The organism is Parasynechococcus sp., from assembly GCF_042954325.1.
Lineage (GTDB): Bacteria > Cyanobacteriota > Cyanobacteriia > PCC-6307 > Cyanobiaceae > Parasynechococcus.
In genome coordinates, this window is sequence record NZ_JBGKDS010000043.1 from 1 (window position 1) to 16,330 (window position 16,330).

14 protein-coding genes are annotated in these 16,330 nt (G+C 65.7%); 5 read left to right on the top strand and 9 right to left on the bottom strand.

Translation table 11 applies throughout. The features are described 5' to 3' along the window. Window positions 1–99: 99 nt before the first annotated feature. Window positions 100–1,461 (bottom strand): tRNA uridine-5-carboxymethylaminomethyl(34) synthesis GTPase MnmE, encoded by a 1,362-nt coding sequence (gene mnmE, locus ACGVKB_RS06870; RefSeq protein WP_392350524.1) that lies wholly within the window; start codon window positions 1,459–1,461, stop codon window positions 100–102. A 36-nt stretch (window positions 1,462–1,497) separates the two neighbouring features. Between mnmE and ACGVKB_RS06875 the strand changes: the two genes are divergently transcribed. Further along, a complete protein-coding gene (locus tag ACGVKB_RS06875) occupies window positions 1,498–1,971 on the top strand; it encodes a DUF2062 domain-containing protein (RefSeq protein WP_392350525.1) in 474 nt (157 codons plus the stop codon). Here ACGVKB_RS06875 and ACGVKB_RS06880 read toward each other — a convergent pair. Next, on the bottom strand, window positions 1,964–4,294 hold the full coding sequence (locus tag ACGVKB_RS06880; protein WP_392350526.1) for a RelA/SpoT family protein: 2,331 nt from the start codon (window positions 4,292–4,294) through the stop codon (window positions 1,964–1,966). The genes ACGVKB_RS06875 and ACGVKB_RS06880 overlap by 8 nt on opposite strands. A gap of 68 nt (window positions 4,295–4,362) precedes the next feature. On the opposite strand from ACGVKB_RS06880, the gene ACGVKB_RS06885 reads away from it, so the two are divergent. Then, complete coding sequence (locus ACGVKB_RS06885; RefSeq protein ID WP_392350527.1) at window positions 4,363–5,958, top strand: ABC transporter ATP-binding protein; 1,596 nt, start codon at window positions 4,363–4,365, stop codon at window positions 5,956–5,958. A gap of 202 nt (window positions 5,959–6,160) precedes the next feature. On the opposite strand, the gene ACGVKB_RS06890 is transcribed toward ACGVKB_RS06885, so the two are convergent. From ACGVKB_RS06890 to ACGVKB_RS06900, 3 genes are read right to left on the bottom strand one after another with little or no spacing between them, the layout of a single operon-like run. Further along, the gene (locus ACGVKB_RS06890) at window positions 6,161–7,156 is read right to left on the bottom strand and encodes an RluA family pseudouridine synthase (protein ID WP_392350528.1); all 996 of its coding nucleotides are present in this window, start codon (window positions 7,154–7,156) and stop codon (window positions 6,161–6,163) included. Then, window positions 7,153–8,019, bottom strand: coding sequence for a ribosome biogenesis GTPase YlqF (gene ylqF / locus ACGVKB_RS06895; RefSeq protein ID WP_392350529.1), 867 nt, complete (start codon window positions 8,017–8,019; stop codon window positions 7,153–7,155). The genes ACGVKB_RS06890 and ylqF overlap by 4 nt, the downstream gene beginning before the upstream one ends. Next, a complete protein-coding gene (locus ACGVKB_RS06900) occupies window positions 8,016–8,399 on the bottom strand; it encodes a universal stress protein (protein ID WP_392350530.1) in 384 nt (127 codons plus the stop codon). The genes ylqF and ACGVKB_RS06900 overlap by 4 nt, the downstream gene beginning before the upstream one ends. A 97-nt stretch (window positions 8,400–8,496) precedes the next feature. Between ACGVKB_RS06900 and ACGVKB_RS06905 the strand changes: the two genes are divergently transcribed. Further along, complete coding sequence (locus tag ACGVKB_RS06905) at window positions 8,497–9,702, top strand: phosphoglycerate kinase (protein WP_392350531.1); 1,206 nt, start codon at window positions 8,497–8,499, stop codon at window positions 9,700–9,702. 69 nt (window positions 9,703–9,771) lie between these two features. Here the strand turns inward: ACGVKB_RS06905 and ACGVKB_RS06910 are convergent, their stop codons facing one another. After that, window positions 9,772–11,649, bottom strand: coding sequence for a DUF3604 domain-containing protein (locus tag ACGVKB_RS06910; protein ID WP_392350532.1), 1,878 nt, complete (start codon window positions 11,647–11,649; stop codon window positions 9,772–9,774). Window positions 11,650–11,781: 132 nt separating this feature from the next. Beyond that, window positions 11,782–12,168, bottom strand: coding sequence for a hypothetical protein (locus ACGVKB_RS06915; RefSeq protein WP_392350533.1), 387 nt, complete (start codon window positions 12,166–12,168; stop codon window positions 11,782–11,784). A gap of 74 nt (window positions 12,169–12,242) precedes the next feature. On the opposite strand from ACGVKB_RS06915, the gene ACGVKB_RS06920 reads away from it, so the two are divergent. Continuing rightward, window positions 12,243–13,154, top strand: a complete 912-nt coding sequence (locus ACGVKB_RS06920) for an NAD(P)-dependent oxidoreductase (protein WP_392350534.1) — start codon at window positions 12,243–12,245, stop codon at window positions 13,152–13,154. 10 nt (window positions 13,155–13,164) lie between these two features. Here ACGVKB_RS06920 and ACGVKB_RS06925 read toward each other — a convergent pair whose 3' ends face one another. Further along, window positions 13,165–13,902: a hypothetical protein gene (locus ACGVKB_RS06925; RefSeq protein WP_392350535.1), complete on the bottom strand. Its 738-nt coding sequence runs from the start codon at window positions 13,900–13,902 to the stop codon at window positions 13,165–13,167. Window positions 13,903–13,960: 58 nt separating this feature from the next. Between ACGVKB_RS06925 and ACGVKB_RS06930 the strand changes: the two genes are divergently transcribed. Then, window positions 13,961–15,037: a glycosyltransferase gene (locus ACGVKB_RS06930; protein WP_392350536.1), complete on the top strand. Its 1,077-nt coding sequence runs from the start codon at window positions 13,961–13,963 to the stop codon at window positions 15,035–15,037. Here the strand turns inward: ACGVKB_RS06930 and ACGVKB_RS06935 are convergent. Then, entirely contained in the window at window positions 15,034–16,089 is a 1,056-nt protein-coding gene (locus ACGVKB_RS06935) for an aminotransferase class I/II-fold pyridoxal phosphate-dependent enzyme (protein WP_392350537.1), read from the bottom strand. The genes ACGVKB_RS06930 and ACGVKB_RS06935 overlap by 4 nt on opposite strands. Between the last annotated feature and the right edge of the window lie 241 nt (window positions 16,090–16,330).

A 16,330-nucleotide genomic window follows, 5' to 3' on the forward strand; every position in this document is an offset into this window, starting at 1 on the left:
AGATCGCCGCGGCCGAGATCCTCATCCAGCCAACGGTCCAGAGCCGCGGTGATCGCCGGAGCCATCCAGTTCAAAACCCAGCCCACTGCTCGGAAAAGCCTATTTGCCGATGCAAAAGCGGGAAAAGACACGATCCAGCACGGCTTCGGTGAGCTCCTCACCGGTGATCTCTCCAAGGGCCCGGATCGCCTCGCGCAGATCGATGGTCCAGAAATCCCAGGGCAGCTCCTGGGCAGCCACCTCGCGGCTGCGATCCAACGCCTCCGCCGCCCGAAGTGCCAGATCCCGTTGCCGCTGGTTGAGGGAGAGCACCACCCCACCGGTCTCGGCAGCCCCACAGCGTTGCAACAGCCGCTGAATCAGGGCCTCCTCGCCATCGCCATGGAGGGCCGAGATCGTCACGTCCGGTTCAATCGTGTCCGGCATCGGGCCCGCGGGGCAGTCCCCCTTGTTGGCCACGATCAGATGCGGCACCCCCTCCGGAAGACGCTCCAGCAGGGCCGCATCCTCGTCGGTCCAGCCCGCATGACCATCGACCACCAGCAGCACCACATCCGCTGATGCCAGGGCCTGCTCACTGCGGGCAATTCCCATCTGCTCCACCGCATCGGCGGTGGCCCGGATGCCAGCGGTGTCCAGCAAGGTGATCGGCACCCCCTCCAAGACGATCTCGCTTTCAAGCAGATCGCGGGTGGTGCCCGGCAGGTCGGTCACGATGGCCCGCTCACGCCGGCTGAGGCGGTTGAGCAGGGAGCTCTTGCCGACATTGGGCCGACCGATCAAAGCCACCCGCAGGCCCTGGCGCAGGGCCTCGCCCCGCCGCCCATCGGCCAGCAATTGCCGCAAGGCGACGCCGACCGCCTGCAGCTCCGCCAACAGAGCGCTGCCATCGAGCGGCGGCAGATCCTCTTCGAAATCAACCCGCGCCTCCAGTTCGGTGAGCTGATCCAACAGCCGCTCCCGAGCGGCGCTGATGTGCCGCTGCAAGCCACCGTCGAGACCCGCCATCGCCAGTTCCGCCGCCCGACGACTGCGGGCCGCCACCAGATCGCTGATCGCCTCGGCGCGGGTGAGGTCGAGGCGGCCGTTCAACACGGCTCGCTGGCTGAATTCTCCGGGCAAGGCCCGGCGCACCCCGGGTTGATCGAGCACCCGGTCCAGCACCTGCTGCACCGCAATCACACCGCCATGGCAATGAATCTCCACCACGTCCTCACCGGTGAAGCTGCGGGGGGCAAGCATCACCAGCACCAGCACCTCATCGAGGTGCTGCACCCCATCGGCCGCCAGGGCATGGCCATAGAGCACCCGATGGCTGGCCCAGAGCTGCTGGCCAGGGGTACGCACCACCGCCCGCACCGCCGCCTGGGCCTGGGCACCGGAGAGCCGGATCACCGCGATACCGCCTTCCCCAGGGGAGACGGCTGTGGCGATGGCGGCGATCGTGTCGGTGGATGTCATCTCTAAGATCATCGCCACCGCACGGCCGGACCAGGAATGCGACGGAACCGTGTGCTCCATCGGGCCCGCCGACAGCTGCGACGGGGTCTGCGGTGGCTCTGGGCGCAGGAGGGCTCTGCGGGACAGCGGGCGCGCGGGCTGGCCGTGGGTGTGCTGTTCGGTTGCTTTCCGTTTTTCGGCCTGCAGATCGTGATCAGCGTGGCCATCGCCGGGCTGGTGCGCGGCAACCATCTGCTGGCGGCCGCCGGAACGCTGGTGAGCAATCCACTCACCTATGTGCCGCTCTATTGGTTCAACTACATCGTGGGTAACTGGCTGCTGCCGGAACCACTCAGCCCCACCGACCTCAGCACGATCAGCGCTGGCAGCCTCTGGGATCAGGGCTGGGACTTCACCGCGCGACTGCTGCTGGGATCCAGCCTGGTTGGCGCTGTGCTGGCCCTCGGCGTCGGTCTGGCGTCGTACCGGATGTTCAAGACAGCGCCCCGTCGCAAGGCGGCGCTCAACTGATGCCGATGCGGGCGATGTCGATGACATCCGCCATCGAGCGGATCTGATTCATCGTGCGCTGCAACTGGGCTGCACCGGACAATTCCACACGGAGATCGATGCAGGCCGGGCGCCCCTGACAGGTCTTCACCCGGGCATCGCTGACGTTGATCGAGCCTTCGGAGAGCCGCATCAGGATGTCCTTAAGGATGCCGACGCGGTCGATCACCTCAATGCGCAGTTGCACCGGAAAGCGGTGGCGATCGGGGCCCTCGGCACCGTTCCAACGCACGGGCAGCCGCCGTTCCGTCGGAATCGCCTCCACGTTCGTGCAGGTTTGTCGATGGATCGTGATGCCGTGGTTGCCCAAAGCGACCGTGCCCACAATCGGTTCACCGGGCAAGGGGCTGCAGCAGCCCCCGAGGCGATAGTCGAGCCCCTCCAGCCCCAAGATCGCTCCGTCGCGGTGGGAGCGTTCAGTGTCCGGTGTGGCAACCGCCGACAGGCTGCGGGCGAGCTCATCGTTGGAGACGGGAGGTGCCGCTTGCTCAGCCTGCAAGCGAATCTCTTCCCGCAGGCGGTTGATCACCTGGTGAAGGGTCACCGTGCCAAAACCCAGAGCCGCCAAGAGGTCGTCGGTGGTGGGCACATTGCAGCGCTGGGCGACCCGGGCCATCGCCTCGCCATGCAGCAGCGCATCAAAACCATCACGGCCCAGTTCCCGCTCCAGCAGATCCTTGCCGCGGATGATCGTGTCATCACGGTGGCTGCGTTTGTACCACTGGCGAATGCGATTGCGCGCCGTCGGCGTGGCCACGAAATTGAGCCAATCCAGGCTGGGGTGAGCGGTCTTGCTCGTCAGCACCTGAACGAAGTCACCGTTCTCCAACGCAGTGGCCAACGGGCAGAGGCGGTCATTGATCCGTGCCCCGTGGCAGTGGTCGCCGACCTCGGAATGAATGCGATAGGCGAAATCCACGGCCGTTGATCCCTTGCGCAAGCCGACCACATCCCCCTTCGGCGTGAACACAAAGACCTCCTCATCGAACAGGTCTTCCTTGATCGAAGCGAGGTAATCGTTGTGGTCGTCGTCGCCCCCCTCTTTCTGCCAATCGACCAGTTGCCGCAGCCAGTTGAAGCGCTCGGCCTCATTGCCGCTGCTGGCGGGGGAGCCGCCTTCCTTGTATTTCCAGTGGGCGGCGATGCCGAATTCAGCGACGCGGTGCATCTCCACCGTGCGGATCTGAACCTCAATCGGCCGGTGCCGACCGATCACCGCTGTGTGCAGCGACTGATAACCGTTGGGCTTGGGCAGACCGATGTAATCCTTGAAGCGGCCGGGAATCGGCCGGAAGGTGTCGTGCACCACCGCCAGAGCCCGATAACAGGTTTCGACACTCGGGGTAATGATCCGCAGCGCGGCCACGTCGTAGATCTCGTGGAATTCCTTCTGCTGGCGCTGCATCTTGCTCCAGATGCCGTAGAGGTGCTTCGGGCGGCCGCTGACCTCGCAGCCCTCCAGCCCCGCCCGCTCCAGGCGCTCGTTGAGCAGAGCAACGGTGACACCAAGCCGCTCCTCCCGTTCGCTGCGCTTGGTGGCCACCTCCTCCTGAATTTCACGGAAGGCCTCGGGCTCGAGCAACTTGAACGCGAGATCCTCGAGCTCCCACTTGAAACGACCAATGCCGAGGCGATTGGCGAGCGGGGCATAAATCTCCCGGGTTTCCCGGGCGATGCGCTGACGTTTCTCCTCCCGTAGGGCACCCAGGGTGCGCATGTTGTGCAGCCGGTCCGCCAGCTTCACCAACACCACACGGATGTCGCTGGCCATGGCCAGAAACATCTTGCGCAGGTTCTCCGCCTGAGCCTCGGTGCGGTTGTTGAAGTGAATGCCACCCAACTTGGTGACACCCTCCACCAGCGCACGCACCTCAACACCGAAGTGCTGTTCGATCTGTTCCGGGGTGACATCGGTGTCCTCCACTACGTCGTGGAGGAAGCCGGCGGCGATCACGCTGGCGCTGGCACCGATGTCGCGAAGCAGATCCGCCACCGCCACCGGATGGACGATGTAGGGGTCACCGCTGGCGCGGAACTGGCCTTCGTGAAGTTGAAAGCCGAAGTCGAACGCCGACACCAGAAGAGCTTCCGGGTCGGTCGGGCAGCTCTGACCGATTCCCGGCGGCACATTGTTGATGCACTCCCGTAACCACTCGGGCAGGACGATCCCGTAATCATCGGGATCGCGGATCGGATGGCGCCGCAATTCCGGCACATCGCCAGCGACGATCTCCGATCCGGTCAAGGTTCGGGAACGATCCGAGGTTGAGGCGGCGTTGGACATCCGACCCAGTGGGTCAATCCATGGTATTCAGTGCAATGCCCCCCGTCTCCCCTCCGGCGGTCTGACCCATGCCCCAGCCGGTTCTGGAACTCAACCAGTTGCGGCTGCAGTATCCCGGCAGTGACCACTGGACCCTCGACGGCCTCGACCTTGCACTCCACGCCGGCGAGACCCTGGCCTTGGTGGGGTCATCGGGCTGTGGCAAGAGCACCGTGGCCCGCGCCGTGCTGCAGCTCCTGCCCCCTGGCAGTCGCTGTGTTGGCGAACTGCAACTCATGGGCCAGGACCCCCGTCAACTGAAGCGACCGGCGCTGCGCCGGCTGCGGGCCCAGGCCGCCGGACTGGTGTTTCAGGACCCGATGACGCGGCTCAACCCGCTGCTCAGCGCCGGCGGCCATCTGCTGGACACCCTGCGGGCCCACCGTCCGCACAGCAGCCCGAGCTGGCGTCTGTCACGGGCCGCTGACCTGCTGGAGCGCGTTGGCATCGGCACCGCGCGATTCAAGGCCTATCCCCATGAATTGAGCGGTGGCATGCGCCAACGCCTGGCGATTGCCCTGGCGATCGCCCTCGAGCCCCCCCTGGTGATCGCCGATGAACCGACCACCAGCCTGGATGTGGCGGTGGCCGGACAGGTGATGGCGGAACTGAGCCAGCTCTGCCAAGAGCTCGGCAGTGCCCTGTTGCTGATCAGCCACGACCTGGCCATGGCGGCCCGCTGGTGCGATCGCATGGTCATGCTCGATGGCGGCCGCAAGGTGGAAGAAGGCCCGGCAACCTCCGTGCTGACCCAGCCACGCTCGCCGATGGGCCAACGGCTGGTGGCCTCCGCCCGGGCCCGCGAAGGCGGACGCTCCCCGGAACGCCCGGACCATGCAGAGGTCCTGACGGTGGAGGCCATGCGCTGCTGGCATCCGATCGGTGGACCGCCCTGGAATCCCACCTGGCTGAAGGCCGTCGATGGGGTGAGCTTCACCCTGCGGGCCGGCGAAAGCCTGGGGGTGGTTGGAGCCTCCGGCTGCGGCAAAAGCACCCTTTGCCGGGCCCTCATGGGCCTCACCGGCATCCGCGGCGGGCGGGTGGAGCTGCAAGGTCAAGACCTGCTGAGCCTTCACGGCGAGGCCTTGCGGGTGGCGCGCCGGGCGGTGCAGATGGTGTTCCAGGACCCACTGGCCTGCCTGAACCCCGCCCTACCGGTGGTGGATGCGATCGCCGATCCGCTGCTGATTCACCGGATCTGCTCCAAGGCGGAAGCCCGGGAACGGGCTCGGACGCTGCTCCATCGGGTTGGACTCCGACCGGCTGAACACTTCCAGCGTCGTCTGCCGCGCCAGCTCTCGGGCGGGCAGCAACAACGGGTGGCGATTGCCCGCGCCCTCGCCCTCGACCCCGCGGTGCTGATCTGCGACGAAAGCGTGAGCATGCTCGATGCCGAAGTGCAGGCCGAGGTGCTCGGGCTGCTGAGGGAACTGCAGCAGGAGCTCGGGCTGGCGATGATCTTCGTGACCCACGATCTCTCCGTGGCCAGCGGCTTCTGCCACCGGGTGATCGTGCTCGACAAAGGCCACATCGTCGAAGAAGGCCCCGGCGATCGCCTGTTTAACGCCCCCCAGGCTGAGATCAGCAGGCTGCTGGTGGAGGCCAGCCCGCGGCTGCCCCGCTGATCAGCGGGGCAGATCAACCACGATCAAACGCCGGCGCAAGGCGGGAGGAAGCACCTCCTTTCGCAAGCCGCGCATCAAGGCCGACACCCAGGGCTTGCGGCAACGCAGACGCACCACCATCCCCTCACTCCCGAACTTGTGGGCATTACACAGCGTCCTGCGCCGTCGTCCAGTCCTGCAGCTGGATCCCCAAACAACCGGTTCAGGCGGAACGCCGCCGCAGCACCTCCAGCAACTTCTCCATCACCGGAGGCAGCGGCGCCTCAAACACCATCCGCTCTCGGTTGATGGGATGGTCCAGACCCAGCTGCACCGCATGCAACGCCTGGCCGGGTAAGTCGATCGGCAACTTGCGGCAACGGCTGTAGGTGGGGTCGCCCACCACCGGATGGTTGATGTGGGCGCAGTGCACCCGGATCTGGTGGGTGCGGCCGGTGTCGAGCTTGAAGCGCAGCAGCGAGTAATCCCCCAGCCGCTCGACCAGGGTCCAATGGGTGCAGGCATAACGGCCGTTCTCTCCGCTGACCACCGCATATTTTTTGCGGTCCGCTGGATGCCGTCCGATCGCTCCAACGATGGTTCCGCTGTCTCCACTGGGAACGCCATGGACCACGGCGAAATACTCCCGTGAGGCGACCCGTTTTTGGATCTGCACCTGAAGCCGCACCAACGCCTCCTGGGACTTGGCGATCACGATGCAGCCGGTGGTGTCTTTATCCAAGCGGTGCACGATGCCGGGGCGCAGCTTGCCGCTGATGCCCGGCAGATCGGGGCAGTGGTGCAGCAGACCATTCACCAAGGTGCCGTCCTTGTTCCCAGGGGCCGGATGCACCGTGAGGCCCGCCGGCTTGTTGATCACGATCAGGTGCTCGTCCTCAAAGAGCACATCCAGCTCCATCGGCTCAGGCTTGAGATAAGGCAGCGGTTCCGGCGGGGGCATCCACAGCTGCACCTCGTCCCCTTCCCGCAATGGCGTTTTGGCCTTACCGGTCTTGCCATTGACCCGCACGTAGCCGGCATCGATGAATTTCTGGATCCGGGCCCGGCTCTGCTCATTGCGCTGGCTCACCAACCAGCGGTCCAGCCGCATCGGCAGCGGTTTGGGATAGGTGAGGGTGACCAGCTCACCCTCACCTTCCCCGAAGCCATGGGTGAAGGTCTCCTCCGGCAGCGGCGGACGGCTGCGGGTGGGGCTCATGCCGGCAGCTCCAAGGCGATGCTGCCCAGGGCGGATTTGCGGAAATCATCGAGCAGCCGCTGGGCCATCCGAGAGCTGTCCCCTGAGGTATGGCGTGCAGCCGCGGCCTCGAGCCAGTAGGCGGGGTCTTCCGTCTCTCCAGCCATCGGGATGCCGTAGCGCGTTTCCAACCCGGCGACGTTCACCCCGGAGGACGACTGACACTGAAGCTCCAGCAGCATTTTGAGGAAAGCCTGGGCCACGAGCTCATCGTCATAGGCGGCCTGGCCGATGTCATCACAAAGGGCGAGCCGCAGGGCCGCCTGTTGATCATCGATCCGTGGCGGCAGCACCCCGGGGGCATCGAGCAGGTCCAGGTCCTGCCCCACCCGGACCCAGCGCAGGGTGCGGGTGACCCCGGCCCGCCGGGCGCTGGCCACGACCTTTTGCTTCACCAGACGATTGATCAGGGCCGACTTACCGACGTTGGGAAAACCAAGGGTGAGGGCTCGCACCGCCCGGGGACGCATGCCGCGATTGCGCCGACGTTCGTTGAGTTGATCCCCGGCGCGGATCGCCGCCTGCTGCACCTGCTTCACCCCGGTGCCGGCCTTGGCGTCGCACCACACCGTGCGTTGACCCTGGCTCTTGAACCACTGCTGCCAGCTCTCCCGGGCGTCAGCGGTGACCATGTCGCGGCGGTTGATCACCAGTAAATGCTGCTTGCCCTTCAACCAACGGTTGAGATGGGGATGACCGGTGGCCAGGGGAATCCGAGCATCACGGACCTCGATCACCAGATCGACCTTGTCCAGGTTGCGCTTGAGCTGCTGCTCCGCCTTGGCGATGTGGCCTGGATACCACTGAATGGTGGGACTACTCACGGAACAACCAGCACTGGACAGGGCGCCAGCTGAATCACCCGAGCAGCGGTGCTGTCGCGATCGCTATCGAGATTCACGCCGCGGGTTCCCATCACGATCACATCCACATTCAACTCGTCCGCCACATCGCCGATCACAAACGCCGGCTGGCCATGGCGCTCCACCACGTCACAGGGCACACCGGCCTGCGCCACCTGCTGACGGGTGCGCTCCAACAGCTGCGCCACCGCCTCGGGATCCTGCATCTCGGGACGATCCGGTTGCACCACGGAGAGCAGCACGAGTTTGCTGTTGTGCGCACGCGCCAGTTCCAGAGCCTTGGCGGCCGTCTCCATGGCCTGACGGCTCTGATCAATGGGGAAGAGCACGGTCTCGAACATCACGACCTCCACAGCAAGCTTCTATCGCTGTACTAGCGCTCAGAGGCAGGAACTCGGGTTAATCTCACCGCGTTTTCATACCGCACGAGACAACCCTATGGCGAAGCGTTCTCTGGCCAGCCTCACTGCCGGCGACCTGAGCGGCAAACGCGTCCTCGTGCGGGTTGACTTCAATGTGCCCCTGAACGATGCCGGTGCCATCACCGACGACACCCGCATCCGCGCCGCCCTGCCCACGATCAACGACCTGATTGGCAAGGGCGCCAAGGTGATCCTCTCGGCCCACTTCGGCCGTCCCAAGGGTCAGGTGAACGACGCCATGCGCCTCACCCCCGTGGCCGCACGTCTGAGCGAGCTGCTGGGCAAGCCCGTCACCAAGACCGACAGCTGCATCGGCCCAGACGCCGAAGCCAAGGTCGGTGCCATGGGCAACGGCGACGTCGTGCTGCTGGAGAACGTGCGTTTCTTCGCTGAGGAAGAAAAGAACGACCCCGCCTTCGCCGAGAAGCTCGCCGGACTCGCCGACGTTTACGTGAACGACGCCTTCGGTGCCGCCCACCGCGCCCATGCCTCCACCGAGGGTGTGACCAAGTTCCTCAAGCCGTCCGTCGGCGGTTTCTTGATGGAGAAGGAACTGCAGTATCTGCAGGGCGCGATCGATGCCCCCAAACGCCCCCTGGCCGCCATCGTCGGCGGTTCCAAGGTCAGCTCCAAGATCGGTGTGCTCGAGTCCCTGCTCGACAAATGCGACAAGATCCTCGTCGGCGGCGGCATGATCTTCACCTTCTACAAAGCCCGCGGCCTGTCGGTCGGCAAGAGCCTGGTGGAAGAAGACAAGCTTGAGCTCGCCAAAGAGCTGGAAGCCAAGGCCAAAGCCAAAGGCGTGCAGTTCCTGCTGCCCACCGATGTGATCCTGGCGGACAACTTCGCCCCCGACGCCAACAGTCAAACCGCCTCCGTTGAGTCCATCCCCGACGGTTGGATGGGCCTGGACATCGGCCCCGACTCCGTGAAGGTGTTCCAGGACGCCCTGGCCGATTGTCAGACCGTGATCTGGAACGGCCCCATGGGCGTGTTCGAGTTCGACAAATTCGCCACAGGCACCAACGCCATCGCCACCACCCTGGCCGACCTGAGCGGCAAGGGCTGCTGCACGATCATCGGCGGCGGTGACTCCGTTGCTGCGGTGGAAAAAGCCGGCCTGGCCGACAAGATGTCCCACATCTCCACCGGTGGTGGTGCCAGCCTCGAACTGCTGGAGGGCAAGGTGCTTCCCGGCGTGGCGGCCCTCGACGAAGCCTGATTCAAGGCCGATAGACCAACACCGCTTGCCCGCCCCCGATCGGGGGCGGGCTTTTTGCTGAACTGACGGTCAGGAGGGGTTGTACCAGATGGGACTGGTGTAAGCCCGTTCCTGGCTGGTGTAGGGAGCCTTGGCCGGCATCTCGTCGTAGAGATTGAAGTTCTTGCGGTCGTAGGCCAGCCACGTGGGGGTGGGAATTTCCATCACGCGCACGTAATAGAAGGCCTTCTGGGAAGGGTCAAAGGAGGGGTCGCTCCAGTGGGCGGTGAGGTTGGTGGCACCGATGCTGTTGGTGTAAGTGGCCTCACGCTCATTCACGCTGCTCCCCACCGATGGCACCTTGCCGTCGGCACCGCGCGGGCGCTTGTCGGCATCACTCCACGACACGTCGAACACCTGCTCATGGGTCTGGCCGTCGGCATCCAGCCAGCCCTTCACCACCTGGATGCGATCGAGATTGGCGCCGTCCGGATCCTTGCGGGCCTGCACCAGGAAGGACGGAATCTGCCCCTCAGCCGCGGCCATCAGGTCTCCCCCCATCGGCACGCCTTTGGCACAGGCCGCCTTGGTCCAATCCGCCGCCTTGATCTCTTCGCCTGTGTAGTCGTAGCCGCCATACACCCGCACGGTGAGACGCGTCCCGCTGGTGCCAAACACCTCCTTGCGGTTCATCGCATCCCAGAGCGCTGTGCGGGTATTCCCCGAGGCCCACACGCCCGCCAAACCCGAAGCGCCGAGCTGAAGCGCCGTGAGGTCAAGGGAGGCATCCTTCGACGACTTGATCAGCACGTCTTTCCAACGCTCCGGACTGGGCTCGAGGGCCGGGGCCTTACCCCACCAGTTGTCTTCCGCGGTGGAGGGAAGACTGGAGTGGGAATCGGTGGAGCCAATCAAACCAAACTTGAACGGATTCACCCCCAGCTGCTGCTCGAGCTGCAAACCACGACGTAACGCCGCCCGGGTGTACTCATACGGGAGCATCTCCGGCGTGGTGGGCTTGATTCCGCCGAGGTTGGAGTTATCAACGATGTTGAAGTCGGCGAATTCGTCTTCCGGCGACAGCAGGGGGTGCGTCTCCCCGGTGCCCTTGGCCTGCGTCACCTCCACGATCGGCTCGAAGCGCTGGCGCATCCGGGCGTAATCCGCATCGATCGGTTCAGCGGTTTTCTGATGACGCGGCAAGAACATCGTGCCGCTGGAGAGGTTGCCGTTGTGGGGAATCGCCAGCACTCGGCCACCGGTCTCCCGTTCGTAGGCCGCCATAAAGGTCCAGAGGTCCTCGACGTCTTCGGAATCGAAGTTGGAGAAGGGAAGAATTTTGTCGGCCTGGGCTTTGGCGTCTCGGAAGACCACCACACGGTGGAGGTTGCCACCCCCGGGCTGGCTGGTCCATTCGTAGCCGATCAACGTGCTGAATGTGCCTGGGGCGTTGTAGCGCTCAGCCACTTCGGTGTTGTAGGTCCAGACGCTGCCCATGTAGGCATCGTTCGACACCAGCGCCTCACGGCCTTTGGCCATCTTTTGCACCAACAAATAGAAGGCCTCCCGGCCTTTCCCCGCCTTCAGCAGGTCGTTGAGCTGTCGACCCAACGGTGCCTTGAGCAGCTCGGGATCCGACTTGGCCAGACCTTGGGCCAAGCCAAGATTTTCGGCGTGGTCGGCCACCACGAGGAAATCCAGGGGGCGCTTCAACGCCGCCTGCTGACCCGTATTGCTGGTGACGGTTTCACCGCGGGCAAAGCGGTAGGCCTCGTCGAGCCCGAGCTTGGTGCCCGCCAAACCGGCATCGGGCGACAGGGCGGTGTGCAGGTGGGTGTCACCGAAGTAAGCGCGGTTGCCACTGGCGCATTGGGCGTCTTCGATGGCAAGGGCCGCCGCTGAGGCCTTCGACTCCAGCGGCGAACCCGGACCATTGGCACAGGAGGCCAAGCCTGGCAGCAAGGCCATGACACCCGTCAGAGCAAGCGCACGCAGTCGTCCAGACACGATGCCTCTTCAACGTCTTCACCCAGCCTGATCAATCGTGATCAAGCCGACAAGGCCTCCTGGAGGGGCAAACGAAAACTTGCTCGATCTGGATCAAGCCGACTCGAGGGCGCGTTGTTGGCGGCGACGCTTGGCCTTGCGGGAGCCCTTGGGCTGCTTCTCCGGCAGCCCAAGCTCCCGGCGGACGGCATTGAGCCGGGCCAGGCGATCAGCCCGCAGCTGACGTTTGGCCTGCTTGGCCTGGCGGCGGCAGGCCTTCAACGCCGCCTTGGCCTGGGCCGCTTGCACGCAATTGCGGTGGGTGCGCAGGATCTCCAGGCGACGGTCGTAACTGGTGACGGTCCATTCCTTCCGGGCGTCCAGCAGACCCTGCTGCTGCGCCGGTGTGGTCGCCGCCATCGAACCTGCGATGGACGCCGGCACGGCCAGACATCCCAACAAGATCAAACCGCCCCAACGCCGTCCAGACCGTCCTGCCATCGCGCGTTCTCCGAAATCTGAACGCACTCTGACGCGATTGGCCCGCGAAGATCGGACTCAACGGTGAAGAAGTCATGACCAGATCGGACTGGCGCATCGGCATGGTGGGCCTGGGGGCCCTGGGCCTGCCGATGGCCGTGAACCTGCAGCGGGCCGGCTATGCCCTGCAGGTTCACACCCGCAGCCGCCACGCCGAAACGGATCCGGCCTTGGCGGGCGCCACCGCCTGTGCCAGCCCGGCCGCCGCCGCCGATGGGGTCGATCGGCTGCTGCTCTGCGTGAGCGACGATGCCGCCGTGCAGGCGGTGCTGTTCGGCGCGGAAGGAGCCGCGGAACGCCTCAAGCCGGGCAGCATCGTGGTCGACTGCTCCACGATCAGCCCCCAGGCTGCGCAACAGGCCGCTGCCCAACTTCGGGGCCAGGGCGTGCACTACATCGATGCCCCGGTCACCGGCGGCACCGAAGGGGCCAAGGCGGGGACGCTCACGGTGCTGGTGGGGGGCGATGCCGGCGTGTTCGAGCAGGTCCGCCCCCTGCTGGAGGTGATCGGCGGCAGCCTCCACCACTTCGGCCCGGTGGGCCGGGGGCAAGAGGTGAAGGCGGTGAACCAGGTGCTGGTGGCCGGCAGCTACGCCGCCGCCGCCGAAGCGATCGCCTTCGGGCAACGGCTCGGACTACCGATGCCTGCCGTGGTGGAAGCCCTGCGCCAGGGAGCTGCCGGCTCCTGGGCCCTGAGCCACAGGGCCGGCGCCATGCTCGAAGGCCACTATCCCCTGGGCTTCAAGCTGGCGCTGCACCACAAAGATCTGGGCATCGCCCTGGGGGCCGCTGAAGCGGCCGCGATTGAGCTCCCGGTGAGCCGGCTGGTGCAGGAGATGGAGGAACAGCTGATGGGCGCTGGCCACGGCGATGAAGACGTGGCAGCCCTCCACCGCTGGAACAACCTTCAAGGCCATGCAGGCACGATATCAACACCAGACCAGTGAGATATCACCCCTAAATCGTGCCGGCAGGCATTGCGTTCACGATGCGAACCCGCTTGGTCGCCGTCACCAGCCCATCGGGATGCACCAGCATCACCGCCCAGGTCTGCACCCCAGGGCGCTGCGGCGCCTGCACCGACTTGAACAGCCCACCGCCACCCAATGGAGCCAAGGGCAGGCTCGGGCGAACCTGATCGCGCACCTGCTCAGGGGTGAGCGGCAACAGTCCACCGGCCACCACCGCATGGCCGAGGGGCTGATCAACGATCACTTCCACGTCGTAACGGCTTCCGGTGAGCACCTGATCCGGAATCGCCAGGGTGACCGGCAAGGGCGTGTCACCACTGCGCAACAACGATTGCTCGTTCATCAATTGCTGCTCGATCAGGCGGCCGTCCTCCAGGCGCACCTGCAACGACTGGCTGGCCTCGAGCCGATAGCGCAGCCCCTCAACAGCGGCCTCGCCGCGCACCTCAACCTGAAGCAGGCGACGGCCGTCGACCCCGGGTTCCGCCAACCGCACGGACCAGCGAGGCCGGGGGAATTCCCCCTGGAAGCGGCTGACGCGCTGTTGCCACGTGGCCGCCTCGCCCTCGGACATCAAGGCCGAGACCCCGTCCCAATCACCGGCATTGAGCAAGGCCTGCAGACGTACAGCAAAACCATCGGCCGCCTGAGCCACCTCCAAAAAAGTGGAGAGCCCCAGCCCCAGCAGGGCTGCAGCCAACCCCAGCCGCCTCGACAACCCCACAGCCAAGTCCCAGCAATGGATCTAAGTTAGGCCGGGACTCCTGGGGGCGCCTGTCCGAATGACACGGCTTCTGATCGTCGCCAGCGGCACCGGCGGGCATCTGTTCCCGGCCCTGGCCGTCGCCGAAGCCCTGCCTGACTCCTGGAGCGTGCGCTGGCTGGGTGTGCCCGACCGCCTCGAAACCGAGCTGGTGCCGGAACGCTATGGACTGATCACTGTCCAAGCCGGTGGCCTGCAGGGCCGTGGCCTGCAGAAGCTGATGCAGCTGCTGCGGCTGCTGGCCGCCAGTGGCACCGTCATCCAGCTGATCCGCCGCCACCGCATCGAAGCGGTGTTCACCACCGGGGGGTACATCGCCGCGCCGGCGATCATCGGCTCCCGGCTCAGCCGCACACCCGTGGTGCTGCACGAATCCAATGCCATCCCCGGCCGGGTCACCCGGTTGCTGGGGCGCTTCTGCACCGCCGTCGCCATTGGTCTCTCCACGGCCGGCCCACGCATCCCCGGCAGCCGCCCGATCCTCACCGGCACCCCGGTGCGCTCGGACTTTCTCAACCGCCAGGAGCTCCCGGACTGGGTGCCTCGCGGCGATGGTCCGCTTCTGCTGGTGATGGGCGGCAGCCAGGGCGCGGTAGGCCTGAACCGGATGGTGCGGGCCGTGCTGCCGGACCTGCTCGGCCAAGGCTGCCGGGTGGTGCACCTCACCGGCACCAACGACCCAGACGTCGGACAACTCAACCACGACCGGCTGGTGGAGCGCCCGTTCAGCGACGAGGTTCCCGCGCTGCTGCAGCACGCCGATCTGGCGATCAGCCGGGCAGGCGCAGGAAGCCTCAGCGAGCTGGCGGTGTGCTCCACCCCCTCCATCCTGGTGCCCTTTCCCCAGGCCGCCGACAACCACCAGGAAGCCAACGCCGCCTGCGCGGCGGAAGTCGGCGGTGCGGTGATCGTGCATCAACACGCGCCCGGCCATCCGACACTCGCCAACACCTTGCAGCGGCTGCTCGGCACTCGCCTGGGGCTTCCCAACAGCGACAGCAGCCTGCTGCCAAAGATGCGCCAGGGCATGCGCGAGCTGGCGGAACGCGATGCCGACGGTCAACTCGTGACCCTGCTGCAAAGCCTGGTGGATTAACCCAACTCCCGTCGCAGCGCCGCCACGATGCGGCGGTTGTTGCGACGGCTCTGCAAACCGATCCGTAGCCAGGTCTCCCCGAGGCCTTCAAACGAACGACAATCGCGCAGCAGGATCAAATGACGTTGCTCCAACGCTTCCCGCAGCGGCACCAGGTTCTGCTTGGAGCGGATCAGCAGGAAATTGGCCGCCGACGGCATCGGGGTGATGCCCGGCAACTGCGCCAGCTGCCGCTGCATCCAGGCCCCCTCGTCGGCCGTCCAGCGCTGAACTTTCGCGCACCAACGCTGATAGCGCTGCGGCGACGAGAGAAGCTGCTCACCCACGGCCGAGGCAATGCCATTCACGGGCCAGGGGTCGCGCCACTCGGCCCAACGCCGGAGGCGCTTGGGCTGCGCCACGGCGTAGCCCAAGCGCAGACCCGCAATGCCATAGAGCTTGGTGAGGCTGCGGACCACCACCAGGTTGGAATGGGTCTCCACCAAGGGGATCAGCGACTGCGCCTCGCCATCCGGAACCAATGGAAGGAAGGCCTCATCGCAGATCACCAGGCGATAACGCTGCAGCAACGGCTCCAGGGAGGCGCGGCTCCAGAGCTGGCCAGTGGGGTTGTGGGGGTTGCAGATCCAAGCGACATCGCCCTTACCGGGGTCGGGATACCGCTGCGGGAACGACTCTGACCAGGACAGCGGAAGGGGAGTCTCCGCGATTGATCCATCCCAGCAGCGCAGAGCGCGCCGGTAGTCGGCAAACCCTGGCGCGGAGAGGCAACTCAGTCCATCCGCGGCGGCGTCACGGGCCGCCCAGGTGAACAGTTCCGCCGCACCGTTGCCGGGCAGAACCAAAGACAAATCCAGACCATGAAGTCTCGCGATCGCCCGAGCCAAGGCGGCATGACGCCGATCCGGGTAATCACGGATCGCCGAACGTGCGGACGCTCGCCAGCGCGGGGTCCAGGGCACCAGCGACGCACTGGCATCAAGCAGCTCAGACGGGTTGCAGCCCAAGCGCTCTGCGACCAGCTGCAGCTCGCCACCGTGGCGAGAGGGCATTCAGACCTCGAACAGGAACGGACGTCTCCGTCAAATCCTGCCATTGTTTGATCGGCCCCGTGCCAGCCGATACAACGACAAGGCGCCTGCCTTGCCCAGCCATGAACCGCACCCTTCTGTTGCTGCTCGGCGTGCTGATTTCAGCAACAACCAGTTCCATGGCCGCGGACGCGTCACGGCTGGAGCACCTGCTGAGGACCAAACACTGTCCGCGCTGCCGCCTGGCGGATGCCGATCTGGT